The sequence below is a fragment of the Aeromonas sp. 602200 genome, from assembly GCF_049173895.1.
GTDB lineage: Bacteria > Pseudomonadota > Gammaproteobacteria > Enterobacterales > Aeromonadaceae > Aeromonas > Aeromonas veronii_A.
The window spans coordinates 15,577-30,005 of sequence record NZ_JAAKSL010000019.1; the positions used below are offsets into that span (position 1 = coordinate 15,577).

At 59.3% G+C, this 14,429-nt stretch carries 15 protein-coding genes; 9 read left to right on the forward strand and 6 right to left on the reverse strand.

Annotated elements, in window-relative coordinates; translation table 11 throughout:
• The first annotated feature begins 46 nt into the window (after positions 1 to 46).
• Both G5221_RS18620 and pdxY read left to right on the forward strand, forming a co-directional pair.
• The gene (locus G5221_RS18620; protein WP_421263679.1) at positions 47 to 823 is read left to right on the forward strand and encodes a DUF429 domain-containing protein; all 777 of its coding nucleotides are present in this window, start codon (positions 47 to 49) and stop codon (positions 821 to 823) included.
• A gap of 173 nt (positions 824 to 996) precedes the next feature.
• The gene (pdxY, locus tag G5221_RS18625; RefSeq protein WP_019446110.1) at positions 997 to 1,860 is read left to right on the forward strand and encodes a pyridoxal kinase PdxY; all 864 of its coding nucleotides are present in this window, start codon (positions 997 to 999) and stop codon (positions 1,858 to 1,860) included.
• A gap of 106 nt (positions 1,861 to 1,966) precedes the next feature.
• Here pdxY and G5221_RS18630 read toward each other — a convergent pair whose 3' ends face one another.
• The 3 genes from G5221_RS18630 to G5221_RS18640 all read right to left on the reverse strand — a co-directional run bounded on the left by G5221_RS18630 (position 1,967) and on the right by G5221_RS18640 (position 4,373).
• Complete coding sequence (locus tag G5221_RS18630) at positions 1,967 to 3,085, reverse strand: glycerol dehydrogenase (protein ID WP_421263680.1); 1,119 nt, start codon at positions 3,083 to 3,085, stop codon at positions 1,967 to 1,969.
• A gap of 297 nt (positions 3,086 to 3,382) precedes the next feature.
• A complete protein-coding gene (locus G5221_RS18635; RefSeq protein ID WP_368191807.1) occupies positions 3,383 to 3,889 on the reverse strand; it encodes an N-acetyltransferase family protein in 507 nt (168 codons plus the stop codon).
• Positions 3,890 to 3,980: 91 nt separating this feature from the next.
• Positions 3,981 to 4,373: an NUDIX hydrolase gene (locus G5221_RS18640; RefSeq protein WP_201973355.1), complete on the reverse strand. Its 393-nt coding sequence runs from the start codon at positions 4,371 to 4,373 to the stop codon at positions 3,981 to 3,983.
• Between the two features lie 338 nt (positions 4,374 to 4,711).
• On the opposite strand from G5221_RS18640, the gene G5221_RS18645 reads away from it, so the two are divergent.
• Together G5221_RS18645 and G5221_RS18650 are read left to right on the forward strand one after the other, a co-directional pair.
• Positions 4,712 to 5,557 (forward strand): DUF5718 family protein, encoded by an 846-nt coding sequence (locus G5221_RS18645; RefSeq protein ID WP_368191805.1) that lies wholly within the window; start codon positions 4,712 to 4,714, stop codon positions 5,555 to 5,557.
• Between the two features lie 57 nt (positions 5,558 to 5,614).
• The gene (locus G5221_RS18650) at positions 5,615 to 6,055 is read left to right on the forward strand and encodes an acetyltransferase (protein ID WP_421263681.1); all 441 of its coding nucleotides are present in this window, start codon (positions 5,615 to 5,617) and stop codon (positions 6,053 to 6,055) included.
• Between the two features lie 78 nt (positions 6,056 to 6,133).
• Here G5221_RS18650 and G5221_RS18655 read toward each other — a convergent pair whose 3' ends face one another.
• From G5221_RS18655 to G5221_RS18665, 3 genes are all read right to left on the reverse strand, one after another.
• Positions 6,134 to 6,454, reverse strand: coding sequence for a DUF4377 domain-containing protein (locus G5221_RS18655; protein WP_127006559.1), 321 nt, complete (start codon positions 6,452 to 6,454; stop codon positions 6,134 to 6,136).
• 92 nt (positions 6,455 to 6,546) lie between these two features.
• Positions 6,547 to 7,833 (reverse strand): citrate synthase, encoded by a 1,287-nt coding sequence (locus G5221_RS18660; RefSeq protein ID WP_421207145.1) that lies wholly within the window; start codon positions 7,831 to 7,833, stop codon positions 6,547 to 6,549.
• Positions 7,834 to 8,022: 189 nt separating this feature from the next.
• The gene (locus tag G5221_RS18665) at positions 8,023 to 8,211 is read right to left on the reverse strand and encodes a hypothetical protein (protein ID WP_216953465.1); all 189 of its coding nucleotides are present in this window, start codon (positions 8,209 to 8,211) and stop codon (positions 8,023 to 8,025) included.
• 64 nt (positions 8,212 to 8,275) lie between these two features.
• Here G5221_RS18665 and sdhC point away from each other — a divergent pair, with 64 nt between their 5' ends.
• From sdhC to sucA, 5 genes are all read left to right on the forward strand, one after another.
• Complete coding sequence (gene sdhC / locus G5221_RS18670; protein WP_005346101.1) at positions 8,276 to 8,653, forward strand: succinate dehydrogenase cytochrome b556 subunit; 378 nt, start codon at positions 8,276 to 8,278, stop codon at positions 8,651 to 8,653.
• A complete protein-coding gene (sdhD, locus tag G5221_RS18675; protein WP_216953466.1) occupies positions 8,647 to 8,991 on the forward strand; it encodes a succinate dehydrogenase, hydrophobic membrane anchor protein in 345 nt (114 codons plus the stop codon). Before sdhC ends, sdhD begins: the two co-directional genes overlap by 7 nt.
• Before the next feature lies 1 nt (position 8,992).
• Positions 8,993 to 10,759, forward strand: a complete 1,767-nt coding sequence (sdhA, locus tag G5221_RS18680; protein ID WP_013723668.1) for a succinate dehydrogenase flavoprotein subunit — start codon at positions 8,993 to 8,995, stop codon at positions 10,757 to 10,759.
• Between the two features lie 16 nt (positions 10,760 to 10,775).
• A complete protein-coding gene (locus G5221_RS18685; RefSeq protein ID WP_335844470.1) occupies positions 10,776 to 11,492 on the forward strand; it encodes a succinate dehydrogenase iron-sulfur subunit in 717 nt (238 codons plus the stop codon).
• Positions 11,493 to 11,607: 115 nt separating this feature from the next.
• A complete protein-coding gene (gene sucA, locus G5221_RS18690; protein WP_421263682.1) occupies positions 11,608 to 14,418 on the forward strand; it encodes a 2-oxoglutarate dehydrogenase E1 component in 2,811 nt (936 codons plus the stop codon).
• The last annotated feature ends 11 nt before the right edge of the window (positions 14,419 to 14,429 follow it).

Sequence of the window (14,429 nt, forward strand, 5' to 3'; positions counted from 1 at the left end):
TACCCTGTGTCTCTTGCAACTTGTGACAGGCGAACAGAGGTAATTGATGACGGCAGGGCAAATGAGTGCAATCGGGATCGGCTGGGATGTGCGTGGCTGGCAGGGCAGTGCCCAGGCGGTGGCCGTGGTGGGCTGGCAGGCCGACTCCAACAGCCTGCACTGGCTCGGGGTGTCGCCGCTGTTTCGCCTGAGCTCGCGGGTGGCGCCGGATCTGGCCGCCCTGCTGCGTCCGGCCCTGCAAAACGAGCTGACCCTGATGCAGGTAGAAGCCTTCCCGCAACTGGCGCTCGGCATCGATGCGCCGCTCGCCTTTCCCCGTGCCTTGCGGGATCTGCTCAACGGCCAGCCACATAGCTGCGCCGTGCCCGAACGGGAGATAGACAACCCCTACGCCTATCGCGACTGCGAGCGCTGGTTGTATCAGCAGTACGGCAAAAAGCCGCTGTCGGCCACCTTCGACCGGCTCGGCAACAACGCCACTCTGGCGCTCTCTATGCTGCCGCAGCTCTCTGATCTGCAACTGGTGCCGACCGTTGCCCCGAAGGCCAGTCGTGCCGTGCTGGAGGTCTATCCGGCATTGGCCAAAGTGGGCGGCAAGGCCTCCCCGGCACGGCCCGAGCTGGCGGCCTTACTGCCTGCGGACGTGCTGGTCGGCACCGATCGCTACGATGCGGCGCTCTGCGCCCTGATGGCGCTGCAATATGCCGCTGGTGGCAAGGTGACGGTATTGCCTGAGCTGATTTCGCCACCCAGTGACATGCCGTGTGATGAGGGATGGGTCTATCACTTTGCCCATCATGCTGTAGAGCACAGCGGCATGTGACGACGGGGACGCGGCACATCACGGCGCCGCTCACCCTGTGGACGCGGGCCAAATGGCGCAAAAAACCTGTCTTTAGTCAGGAAATTGCCTGTTCATCCCGCGCCAAGGTGGCGCATCGTTATCTTCATCCGATATATTGCCCACCTTGCTGATCCTTTGCTGTGGTATTCCCGATGAAATCCGTTCTCTCTATTCAGTCCCACGTGGTCTTTGGTTGTGCCGGCAACAGCGCGGCCGTCTTCCCCATGCGCCGCCTCGGTATGGATGTATGGCCCATCAACACGGTGCAGTTTTCCAACCACACCCAATATGCCCAGGGGTGGCAGGGAATGGCGATGCCGGCGGGTCATATCAGTGCGCTGGTGAAAGGATTGGGCAATATCGAGGTGTTGAGCCAGTGTGACGCCGTGCTGAGCGGCTACCTTGGCTCCGCCGAGCAGGGGGACGAGATCCTGACCGTGGTCAACGCCGTCAAGGCGGCCAACCCCGATGCCATCTACTTCTGCGACCCTGTGATGGGTCACCCGGAGAAGGGGTGCATCGTTGCCCCCGGCGTCACCCGTTTCCTGACCGAGCAGGCGCTGCCGGTGGCCGACATGATGGCCCCCAACCTGCTGGAGCTGGAGACCCTCTGCGATACCCATCTGGCTGATCTGGATCAGACCCGCGCGGCTGCCCATCAGCTGCTGGCCCGCGGCGTCAAGCTGGTGCTGGTCAAGCATCTCGGTCGTGCGGCGCAGGACTCCAGCCGCTTCGAGATGCTGCTGGCAACGCCGCAAGGGGATTATCTGATTGCCCGTCCGCTCTATGACTTTGCCCGCCAGCCGGTGGGGGTGGGCGATCTTATCAGCGCCCTGATGCTGGCCAATTTGCTGGCCGGTCACGATGCGGTCAGCGCGTTCGAGCGCACCAACGCCTCGGTGGATGCGGTGCTGCAGGAGACCTGGCGCCAGCAGGCTTACGAGCTGCAACTCATCGCCGCGCAAGATGCCTTCGCCCTGCCAGAGGTTGCAGTGCGAGCGGTGAAACTGCCCTGATACTGCGCAGGCTTTCGTCTATCTAGACAAGCGATGGGCTGCAGATAAAAAAGGCTTGCCAATGGGCAAGCCTTTTGACTGTTTGCCTGTTTAGTGCGGTAAGCAATCAGGTGCGGGGATGGCGGAGGCGATAACGCTCAGCCATAGCATTAGCTGCCACCATGGCGGCGTAGACATCCTGTTCACTCACGGTCATCGGCATGTTGCCCATGGTATCGAGGGGATCGCAGGCCAGCTGCGCCACCTTGCGCCACTCGCTTTCATCAAAGTGGGTGAGCCCCAACTCTTGCAGCGTCATGGGCAGACCTGCACAGTCGATGATGCGAAACACCTCATCAAGTTCATGTTGCGGGGCGCGCTCAAGCACAAGTTGGGTCAGCAGGCCGAAGACCACCTTCTCGCCATGTTGGGCGCGATGGAGCTCCGGGATCAGTGACATGCCGTTGTTGACGGCATGAGCGGCGGCCAGTCCACCGGCTTCTGCGCCGACCCCGCTGAGGTAGATGGTGGCCTCGATAACCTGCTCCAGCGCCGGAGTCGAGACATGGTGGCGTATTGCATCCATGGCCAGCTCGATGTTTTCACCAAGCAGCTCGTAACAGAGCTTTGCCAGACCAAGGCCTGTGCGTGAAGGGCGCTTGCCGACCAGATTGAGCCCGTCCGCCCGATAGCAGGCGCGCGCCTCGAAATAGGTGGCCAGGGCATCGCCAACGCCTGCGGAAAAGAAGCGGGGAGGGGCGGCGGCAATGATGGCCGTGTCAGCCAGCACCACGTCCGGATTTTGCGGCAGGAACAGATAGCGTTCAAATTCACCCGCCTGGTTGTAGATCACCGCCAGTGCCGTGCAGGGGGCATCCGTGGAGGCAATCGTCGGGAACAGCACAACCGGACGGCGCAGATAGAAGGCCACGGCCTTGGCGACATCCAGCGTCTTGCCGCCGCCGATCCCGACAATTACGTTCGCACCATATTGCTCTGCAAGGTGGGTCAGGCGGTGGATCTCCTGTTCGGTGCATTCGTAGCGAAACTTGTCGACCACTCCCCTGAGACCTGCCTGCAGGAGCCCCGCCAAAGCTTCTTCCCGTACCCGCTCCAGAATGAACTCATCGCTGATGAGCAACGCATAGTCACCAAAATCTTTAACGTGCTCATGGAGTTGCGGGAGAAGGTGTTGACCGATGATGAACTTTTTGGGGGAGGTAACTGTACGGGGCAAAGTGGGCATCCATTATTCCTCAAGGCAGTGAATAACATAAAATTGATTATCAAATGGGTCTCTTACGATACGCCTGATGAGGCAATAGATGAAGAAGAAAAGGGGGGCGTTTTAATCATTAATTAATCTTTCTATTTGTTTGGCTGTATTTTGGGGCGGCGATTGGCGGTGTTGAGGCATACAGGAGCACTGGCCGTATCGTGGCAATCCGTCGCAAGCCATATTGCTGCAACAAACAGTCACGCGGGCAACAAGCAAGGCCGCTTGGTGCGGCCCTGCTGTATGTGGATAAGAGATAGGGGATGGTCAGAGCGGTTTGTAGAAGATGACGGTCGCAGCAAGAGTGCCATCTGCGTTGCGCGCAAAGATCGGGATCTGGCCCGCCTCCAGATAGCCGAGTTGACGATAGAGGTGGGAGGCCACATCACCGGCGCGAGTATCGAGCACCAGCAGCGAACGGCCCGCGGCATGGGCGCCTTGTTCCATTGCCTGCATCAGCGCATGACCGACACCTTTGCCTCTCGCCGTTTGCAGTACCATCAGTTTTTCCACCTCGGCCCGGTGGCGACCGTTGGCCTTGCCACAGAGCGCGAGCTGAATCGCTCCCACGAGCTGTTGTTGCTCAAGCGCAAGCCACAGCTTTCGGTGACCTGCCGCCAGATCCGCTTCAACTCCTTGCCAGTAGCGGGTAGATTCCTCCGTGGTCAGCGGCGGTAAAAAACCGACCGAGGCGCCGCTATCGACACAATCTTGCAGCAGGGTGATGAGCGCACTTTGATAGGTTGCTGCGCTCTTAACTTCCACAATGTTCATCTGACATCCTTGTCATTGCGCTGTTATGTGGCTGATTGCCACCGTTGGTTCATATGAGGTAGGTACTTATGCTCGCCGCGAGTACGGCTTGTCAGCGGATCAGCCCCTGCTCAACCAGCCAGACAAACAGCAGGCGGGAGACGGGGGAGAGCTCATCGAGGTGAGAGCTGTCGAGCCAGCGCAGCTCGGCAATTTCTGCCGAGGCGATCGGGGTGCCGCTTGTTTCGCCGGTGTAGCAGCGCAGTCGCACCTCGACTCCTGCCGGTTTGCCATCGGCCTGGGCGCTGAACTCGCAGGCAAAGCGCAGGGTATCGGGCTGCAGGGTGACAGCCAGCTCCTCTTCAATCTCGCGGATCAGCGCCGCCTCGTCGCTCTCGCCCGGTTCCCGCTTGCCGCCTGGGATGTAATAGATGTCCTTGCCGTGGGAGCGGGCGCAGAGCAGCTGCTGATCTTTAAAGGTGAGCCAGGCGAGTTTGTCGATCATCCGTTTTCTCTCCAATGGGGTTGCCGTGATGAGCAGTGGCGCATTCAAGCGCACAGTTGTTTTGCATGCCGGCAGCCTAACAAAGATGAAGTTGAGTCCCAAGGAGAAAGAGGGGAGATGCCGGAAACGCACTGTTTCCAGCGCGGTCACCGCGTAGCTGAATGAGTGCGCAATGGCTGGTTCACCACAGCCTTCTCGTCCCTAAAAAAGCGGACTGGCGCACATCACGACAGGGCCGGACTGGGCGAAGGCGGGGTCCTTGTGGTTTAATCTTGCCACTTTAGCGGTAGTAGGCGACGAGCCTGCTACCTTGCGTTGGCAAGATGCAGGTGAGCAAGATGCAAATAGCAGCAGAGAGCAAGTTTATCGGACTCGGGGTCGCGGGCAATTTCGCCGGTCATCTGGAGCAGGCGGGTGAAGCGTCCGACTTCGTAGCGGTCGTGGTGCGCGATACCACGGCGCCCAAGGCGCTGTTCCCCTTCTTCGTGCCGGGCCATCCGGGTCAGCTCGGGGTATTCCCGTTGAGCGACAAGGCGATCTTCCTGCCGGAAGCGGCGGTCAGTGGTGACGAGAAGGTGCAGATCGAGCCGGAAGTAGCCCTCTGGTGCGAGCTGGAGTATGCCGACAAGCAGGTGGTGGCGATCCATCCCCGCGCCTTTGGCGCCTATAACGACTGCTCCATCCGTCGTCCCAACGCCAAGAAGATCAGCGAGAAGAAGAACTGGGGCGAAGAGAGCAAGGGGCTGGCGGACAAGCTGCTGCCGCTTTCCGGTTTTGCCGCCGGTTGCGAGCTCGATGACTATCGTATCGCCTGCTATCTGGAGCGCGATGGCGAGCTGCACGCCTACGGGGTAGACAGCGCCGCCATCGACTACAGCTACTTCCACGGCAAGCTGCTCGACTGGGCCATCGACAAGTTCAACCATCAGCAGGATGAGGGGCCGGCGGAGCACATTCAGGGGCTGCTGGCGCAGGCGGGACATCCTCCCCATGCGCTCATCAGTATCGGCGCCACCCGCTATACCCCGTTTGGCGAGACCCACTTCCTCAAACCGGGCGACACTTCCTGCGTGGTGGTTTACCCGGGCAGCCGTTATAGCGAAGCGGATATCCGCGAGGCGATCCGCAGCCGCAACGTTGGCGCTGATATGTCCGTGCTGCTGCAGGCGGTGCAGGCGCGCTAATCACCGTTGCCAGTGGGAAGATGTCTCTTCCCGCTGGTTATCATATCGAGTTATTTCATGACGATTGTTCCGGTATCCCGGGCCGATTATCCGGCCCTGATCAACCTGTGGGAGGCCTCTGTTCGGGCGACCCACCACTTCCTGCCCGAGGCCGAGATCCTCGCGCTTAAACCGCTTATTCTGGAGCACTACTTCGATGCGGTGACACTGCGCAGTGCCCGCACAGAAGAGGGGTACATTACGGGTTTTAGCGGAGTGCACGAGGGCAAGCTGGAGATGCTGTTTGTGGCTCCCGAGGCGCGCGGTAGTGGCGTGGGGCGTTTGCTGGTGGCGCATGCCATCGAACAGGGCGGCGCGACGCAGGTTGACGTCAACGAGCAGAACGAACAGGCGGTGGGCTTCTATCTGAAGATGGGATTCACCGTGACGGGTCGTTCGCCGCTGGATGGTCAGGGCAAGCCCTATCCGCTGCTGCATATGGCGCTGGCGCCGACCTGATCGTGCCTGATGAGGCGCAGTACCCATAAACCAACGGGGGATGGCATCAGCCATCCCCCGTTTTTTTGATCGTGTTTGTTACTTGCTGGCGACCTTGTTCACTACCTTGATCAGCTGATAGCGCAGGGAGGGGGCATCGGCCGGCACATCGGTGAGCTGCTCTTTGCTGACTGTGAGCTGATACCGGTAGCCCGGCTCGAACTGGAAGCCTTCAATATTCTGGTAGAACAGCGTCCAGGGCTGCTGCTCATCACTGCGAACCTGCATGCACTGCATTGGGCCAACTCCGACGCAATCGACCAGCTGGCTGTTGATATAGAGGGTCTCTTCCTGTGACGGGGCGGGGGCGCTCTGGCAGGCGGTCAGCAGCAAGGCTGCGCTGATAAACAGTGGTTTCATAATGGACTCCTTAACGCGAAAGGGGGCATTAGAGCGGCAAACAAAAAGGCGGTCAATGACCGCCTTTGTAACAAACCATATCAGCGCAGTGGTTAGCGCTGCTCGAGTGGAGTGAACTCGCGCAGTGGGTGGCCCACGTAGAGCTGGCGCGGGCGGCCGATCTTGCTATCCGGATCGGAGTGGAACTCGTTCCAGTGGGCAATCCAGCCGATGGTACGGGAGATGGCGAAGATCACGGTGAACATGTTCATCGGGATACCGATCGCCTTCATGATGATACCGGAGTAGAAGTCCACGTTCGGGTAGAGTTTCTTCTCGATGAAGTAGGGGTCGGAGAGCGCGATGCGCTCCAGCTCCATGGCCACGTCCAGCAGCGGATCCTTGATCTGCAGCTCGGTCAGTACTTCGTGGCAGGTTTCGCGCATCACGGTGGCACGAGGGTCATGGTTCTTGTAGACACGGTGACCGAAGCCCATCAGACGGAACGGATCGTTCTTGTCCTTGGCCTTGGCGATGTACTCGGGGATGCGATCCACCGAGCCTACTTCCTCCAGCATGCGCAGGCAGGCTTCGTTGGCACCACCATGGGCCGGACCCCACAGGGAGGCGATACCTGCGGCGATACAGGCAAACGGGTTGGCACCGGAGGAGCCAGCCAGACGGACGGTTGAGGTAGAGGCATTCTGCTCGTGATCCGCATGGAGGGTGAAGATGCGGTCCATGGCGCGTTCGACCACCGGATTGACCTTGTACTCCTCGGTCGGTACCGCAAACATCATATGCAGGAAGTTGCCTGCATAGGAGAGGGCGTTGCGCGGATGCATGAACGGCTGGCCGATGGAGTACTTGTAACACATGGCCGCCAGGGTCGGCATCTTGGAGATGAGGCGGAAGGCGCAGATCTCGCGGTGCTGTTCGTTGTTGATGTCCAGGGCGTCGTGATAGAAGGCAGAGAGTGCGCCCACCACACCACACATGATGGCCATGGGGTGGGAGTCACGACGGAAGCCGCGGAAGAAGAAGGCAATCTGCTCGTGCACCATGGTATGGCGGGTCACGGTACGCTGGAAATCGGCAAACTGTGCCTTGGTGGGCGCCTCGCCGTACAGCAGGATATAGCAGACTTCGAGGTAGTTGGACTCTTTGGCCAACTGGGCGATGGGGTAGCCACGGTGCAGCAAGACACCCTGATCCCCGTCAATGTAGGTGATGGCAGATTTGCAAGAACCGGTCGCCATAAAGCCCGGGTCAAAGGTGAAATACCCTTGCCCACCCAGCTTTCTAACATCGACAACATCCGGTCCAACGGTTCCAGAGAGGATCGGCAGTTCAACCGGATCTTTCCCGGGCAGGTGTAGGGTGGCTATCTTATCAGCCATAGCACGTCTCCTTTGCTCTTTATAATTTGGTTCCAGTCCTACTCTATTACGACTTTTATGACGCTGGCAAAGGTTGTTACCCATACCGAGGTGGCTGGAGCGCCCTATTTGAAACAGAGTTCCCTATCAATGTCAATTTTGCTGGGGCGGCATTAAAGGCATTAACGGAATGTTAAATTAAATATGCGATCAAGTTTGCGGTTTTGTGTTTTCTTTGTAGCTGTTTGATTGTCTTCGGTTAAGGCCGTCGATATACTGCGCCACGTGGGTCATGGCTGCTGGTGTTTGAAACGCTTTGGCAAAGCCTGATGTGAAACCAAAAATTCGCGTTTTGGCTTTTTCAGAGTGTTTTGGTAATAAATAGCCAACAATCACCATCCCGTGCCCTCAAGTGTGAGTTAAAACAATAATTAACGTGCTCAATAGAGCTGAGTGGGCAAGCGTGAAAAACAAACAGAGACCGGTCAACCTCGACCTACAAACGATCAGCTTTCCTGTCACTGCCATCGCCTCCATCCTGCACCGTGTTTCAGGGGTTATTACCTTTGTTGCACTGGGCATCTTGCTGTGGATGCTTGGCACTTCACTCGCCTCTCCCGAAGGATTTGAGACCGTGGTGTCCATCATGGACAACTTCCTGGTCAAATTCGTATTGTGGGGGATCCTGACTGCGCTGGCTTACCACATTGTGGGCGGTTTGCGTCATCTGGTCATGGACATGGGCTATTGGGAAGAGCTGGAATCCGGTAATCAGAGTGCCCGTGTGGCCTTCGTGATCACCGCGATCCTGGCTGTATTAGCGGGAGTGCTTGTATGGTAACCAATTCTGCAACTTTTGGGCGCAGCGGCGTTCACGATTACATCCTGATCCGCGCCACCGCCCTCATCATGACCTGCTATGTCCTCTATCTGGTGAGTTTTGTCGCGTTCAACGACATCACCTACGAGGTGTGGACAGGTTTCTTCGCCAATACCTTCACCAAGGTATTCACCCTGTTGGCCCTGCTCTGCGTACTGATCCATGCCTGGATCGGTCTGTGGCAGGTGTTGACCGACTATATCAAGCCGGTAGGGCTGCGCGGGGCGCTGCAATTTGCTCTGGTCGTGGTGCTGTTTGTCTATCTGATGACGGGTTTCGTCGTGCTGTGGGGTGTGTAAGGTGACTATTCCAACTCGTGAATTTGATGCTGTGGTGATTGGTGCCGGTGGTGCCGGTATGCGCGCCGCGTTGCAGATTGCCCAGTCCGGCAAGAGCTGCGCTCTGTTGTCCAAGGTTTTTCCAACCCGTTCTCACACTGTTTCCGCCCAAGGCGGTATCACGGTTGCGCTGGGCAATGCCCACGATGACAACTGGCAGTGGCATATGTATGACACGGTAAAAGGTTCCGATTACATCGGTGATCAGGAAGCCATTGAGTACATGTGCAAGACCGGCCCCGAAGCCATCTATGAGCTGGAGAACATGGGCTTGCCCTTCTCCCGTTTCGATAACGGGTCTGTCTACCAGCGTCCGTTTGGTGGTCAGTCCAAGAATTTCGGTGGCGAGCAGGCTGCTCGTACCGCAGCGGCCGCCGACCGTACCGGTCACGCCCTGCTGCACACCCTTTACCAACAGAACGTCAAGAACAAGACCACCGTCTTCTCCGAGTGGTATGCGCTGGATCTGGTGAAAAACCAGGATGGCCATGTGGTGGGTTGTACTGCCATCGATATGGAGAGCGGTGAAGTGGTCTACTTCAAGGCCAAGGCCACCGTGCTGGCCACTGGCGGCGCCGGTCGTATCTACCAGTCCACCACCAACGCCCACATCAACACAGGTGACGGTGTCGGTATGGCGCTGCGTGCTGGCGTCGGCGTGCAGGATATGGAAATGTGGCAGTTCCACCCGACCGGCATCGCCGGGGCAGGGGTGCTGGTAACCGAAGGCTGCCGTGGTGAAGGCGGCTATCTGCTCAATAAAGATGGCGAGCGCTTCATGGAGCGTTACGCCCCGAACGCCAAGGACTTGGCCGGCCGCGACGTGGTGGCCCGCTCCATCATGATCGAGATCCGTGAAGGCCGTGGCTGCGACGGTCCCTGGGGCCCGCACATCAAGCTCAAGCTGGATCACCTCGGCAAAGAGGTGCTGGAATCCCGTCTGCCGGGGATCTGCGAGCTCTCTCGCACCTTCGCCCACGTGGATCCGGTCAAAGAGCCGATCCCGATCATCCCGACCTGCCACTACATGATGGGTGGCGTGCCGACCAACGTGAATGGCCAGTGCCTGACCCAGGACAAGAACGGCAACGATGTGCCGGTGGTCGGTCTGTTTGCGGTGGGCGAGATTGCCTGCGTCTCGGTGCACGGCGCCAACCGTCTGGGTGGCAACTCCCTGCTGGATCTGGTGGTGTTCGGCCGCGCGGCCGGCATGCATCTGGTCAACACTCTGGGCGAGATGGAACATGGTCGCGATGCCTCTGAGTCGGATCTGGATGCCGCACTGGCCCGCTTCAACCGCTGGGAAAATTGCCGTGACGGGGAAGACCCGGTGCAGATCCGCAAAGACCTGCAGCGCTGCATGCAGAACAACTTCTCCGTGTTCCGCGAAGGGGCTGCGATGGCAGAGGGGCTGGCCGAGCTCAAAGTTATCCGCGAGCGCCTCAAGTCAGCCCGTCTGGATGACACCTCCAAAGAGTTCAACACCCAGCGCATCGAGTGCCTGGAGCTGGACAACCTGATGGAGACGGCGTTTGCCACGGCGGTTGCCGCCAACTTCCGTACCGAGAGTCGCGGTGCTCACTGCCGCTTCGACTTCCCGGATCGCGACGATGAGAACTGGCTGTGCCACAGCCTCTATCATCCGGACACCGAGTCCATGACCCGTCGTGCTGTCAACATGTCACCCAAGACCCGTGAGGCGTTCCCGCCCAAGGTTCGGACTTACTGATTGCGGAGCCAGCCCTATGAACGTCACATTCTCTGTCTACAGATACAATCCGGATGTTGATAACGTCCCCCATATGAAGGATTATCATCTTGATATTCCTGAAGGTTCCGACATGATGGTGCTCGATGCACTGATCCAGTTGAAAGAGCTGGATCCCACGCTCGCCTTCCGCCGCTCTTGCCGCGAAGGGGTCTGTGGATCAGACGGTCTCAACATGAATGGCAAGAACGGTCTTGCCTGTATCACCCCGCTCTCCGACCTGCTGAAGAAGGGCAATAACGTCGTTATCCGCCCCTTGCCCGGCCTGCCGGTGATCCGTGATCTGGTGATCGACATGACCCAGTTCTACACCCAGTGGGAGAAGGTCAAACCCTTCCTCATCAACGATGACAAGTTGCCGCCGGTGCGTGAGCACCTGCAATCCCCCGAAGAGCGCGCCAAGCTTGACGGCCTGTACGAGTGCATTCTCTGTGCCTGCTGCTCCACTTCGTGCCCCTCCTTCTGGTGGAATCCCGACAAGTTCATCGGTCCGGCCGGGCTGCTCGCCGCCTACCGCTGGCTGGCTGACAGCCGCGACACCGCGACCACCGAACGACTGGGGAATCTGGACGACGCATTCAGCGTGTTCCGCTGCCATGGCATCATGAACTGCGTGAACGTCTGTCCGAAAGGCTTGAACCCGACCAAGGCGATTGGTCAGATCAAGTCGATGTTGCTCAATCGGGCTGTTTAGTATCAGGGCCGGCCAGGTGCTGGCCCGACCTCTGGATAGCCATCCCACCCGTGGCAGGATGGCTATTTGACCCCTACAAGCTGCGCAGCAGTAACAAGAAGTACAAGGGATAGAAATGCATAACGGCGTGATGAAGGCCTGGTTGGAGTCATCTCACCTGGCTGGTGCGAATGCAAGCTATATCGAGGATTTGTACGAATCCTTCCTGGAAAATCCTGACTCCGTGTCCGACGAGTGGCGCAGCCTGTTTAGCGAGCTGCCCCAGGTCAATGGCCATGCGGTTGAACAACCCCACTCCCAGGTCCGCGATTATTTCCGTCGTCTGGCCAAGGATCCCTCCCGTTACAGCGCGCCTGTCTCCGATCCGCAAGTGGATGCCAAGCAGGTGCGGGTATTGCAGCTGATCAACGCCTTCCGTTTCCGTGGTCACCAGAATGCCAATCTGGACCCGCTGGGCCTGTGGCAGCGTGAAACCGTTGCCGAACTGGATCCTGCGTTCCACAACCTGCAGGGCGCAGACATGGAGGCCACCTTCAATGTGGGCTCCTACGCCATCGGTCGCGAGACCATGGTGCTCTCCGACCTCTACGCCTCGCTGAAGAAGACCTATTGCGGCTCCATCGGCGCCGACTACATGCACCTCACCTCCACGGAAGAGAAGCGCTGGCTGCAACAGCGTCTCGAATCCATTGAAGGGAAGGGGAGCTACACCCTCGAAGAGAAGACCCGTTTCCTCGAGAGCCTGACCGCCGCCGAAGGGCTGGAGAAATATCTGGGTGCCAAGTTCCCGGGAGCCAAGCGCTTCTCGCTGGAAGGTGGCGACGCCATGATCCCCATGCTCAAGGAGCTGATCCGTCGCGCCGGTGAGCAGGGCTGCAAAGAGGCCGTTATCGGTATGGCACACCGCGGTCGTCTCAACGTGCTGATCAACGTGCTCGGTAAACGTGCGCAGGACCTGTTCGACGAGTTTGCCGGCAAGCATGGCGAATCCTGGGGCACCGGTGATGTGAAGTACCATATGGGCTTCTCCTCCGACTTCGCGACCCCGGGTGGCAACGTCCACCTGGCGCTGGCGTTCAACCCCTCTCACCTCGAGATCGTCAACCCTGTGGTCATCGGCTCGGTCCGTGCCCGGATGGATCGTCGCGGTGACAAGGATGGCTCCAGCGTGTTGCCCATCACCATTCACGGTGACTCGGCCATGGCCGGTCAGGGCGTGGTGGCCGAGACCTTCAACATGTCCCAGACCCGTGCCTATGGCGTCGGCGGGACGGTGCGCATCGTCATCAACAACCAGGTTGGTTTCACCACCTCCTATATCCGTGACCTGCGTTCCACCGAATATTGCACCGACATCGCCAAGGCGGTGCAGGCGCCGGTGCTGCACGTCAACGGGGATGATCCGGAAGCCGTGGTGCTGGTGACCCAGATTGCACTGGATTACCGCAATACCTTCAAACGCGACGTGGTGATCGAACTGGTCTGCTACCGTCGTCACGGTCACAACGAAGCGGACGAGCCGAGCGCGACTCAGCCGCTGATGTACCAGAAGATCAAGCAGCACCCGACCCCGCGCAAGATCTACGCCGATCAGCTGGTGGCCGAGGGGAGCCTCGCTCAGGAGCGGGCGACCGAACTGGTCAACGAGTATCGTGAAGCGCTGGATCGCGGCGAGCGGGTGAGCAAGGAGTGGCGGCCGATGGAGCTGCACTCCGTCGACTGGACCCCTTATCTGGGCCACGACTGGAACATGGCCTATGAGAGTGCCGTGCCGATGGATCACCTCAAGAGCCTCGGCGAGCGGGTGAGCCAGTATCCGGCGACCCACGTGCTGCAGCGTCAGGTCGAGAAAATTTATGAAGACCGCCGTCTGATGGCCGCTGGCGAGAAGCTGGTGGATTGGGGCTTTGCCGAGACCCTGGCCTACGCCACTCTGGTGGACAAGGGGTCCCGCATCCGCTTTACCGGTGAAGATTCCGGCCGTGGCACCTTCTTCCACCGCCACGCCGTGCTGCACAGCCAGACCGATGCCAGCACCTACACTCCGCTGTGCAACCTGCACGACGAGCAAGGCCCGTTCGAGGTATATGACTCTGTGCTGACCGAGAACGCGGTACTGGCCTTTGAATATGGTTACGCCAGCGCCGAGCCGGCTGGCCTCACCATCTGGGAAGCCCAGTTCGGCGATTTCGCCAACTGTGCCCAGGTAGTGGTGGATCAGTTCCTCTCCTCTGGTGAGCAGAAGTGGGGCCGGATGTGCGGCCTGACCATGTTGCTGCCGCACGGTTACGAGGGGCAGGGGCCGGAGCACTCCTCCGCCCGTCTGGAGCGTTATCTGCAGATGTGCGCTCAGCACAACATGCAGGTGTGCGTACCCTCAACCCCGGCTCAGGTATTCCACATGCTGCGCCGTCAGGTCGTGCGCCCGATGCGCCGTCCGCTTATCGTGATGACGCCCAAATCCCTGCTGCGCCACCCGCTGGCGGTCAGCAAGCTCGAAGATCTGGCAGAAGGCACCTTCCAGAACGCCATTGGCGAGATCGACGCGCTGGATCCGAAAGCGGTCAAGCGGGTGGTCTTCTGCTCCGGCAAGGTTTACTACGACCTGCTCGAAGCCCGTCGCAAGGCGGAGCAGCAAGATGTGGCACTGGTGCGAATTGAGCAGCTCTACCCCTTCCCGGAAGAGGAAGTGCGAGCCATTCTGGCCGATTACAGCCACGTCACCGATTTTGTCTGGTGTCAGGAAGAGCCGCAAAACCAGGGCGCCTGGTACTGCACCCGTCACAACTACGATGACGTGCTGCCGACCGGAGCCACCCTGCGTTATGCCGGTCGTCCGGCGTCCGCCTCGCCGGCGGTTGGTTACATGTCTGTCCACGCCAAGCAGCAGAAAGCCTTGGTGGAAGATGCCCTTACTCTGGCCTAAGCCCTGAACAA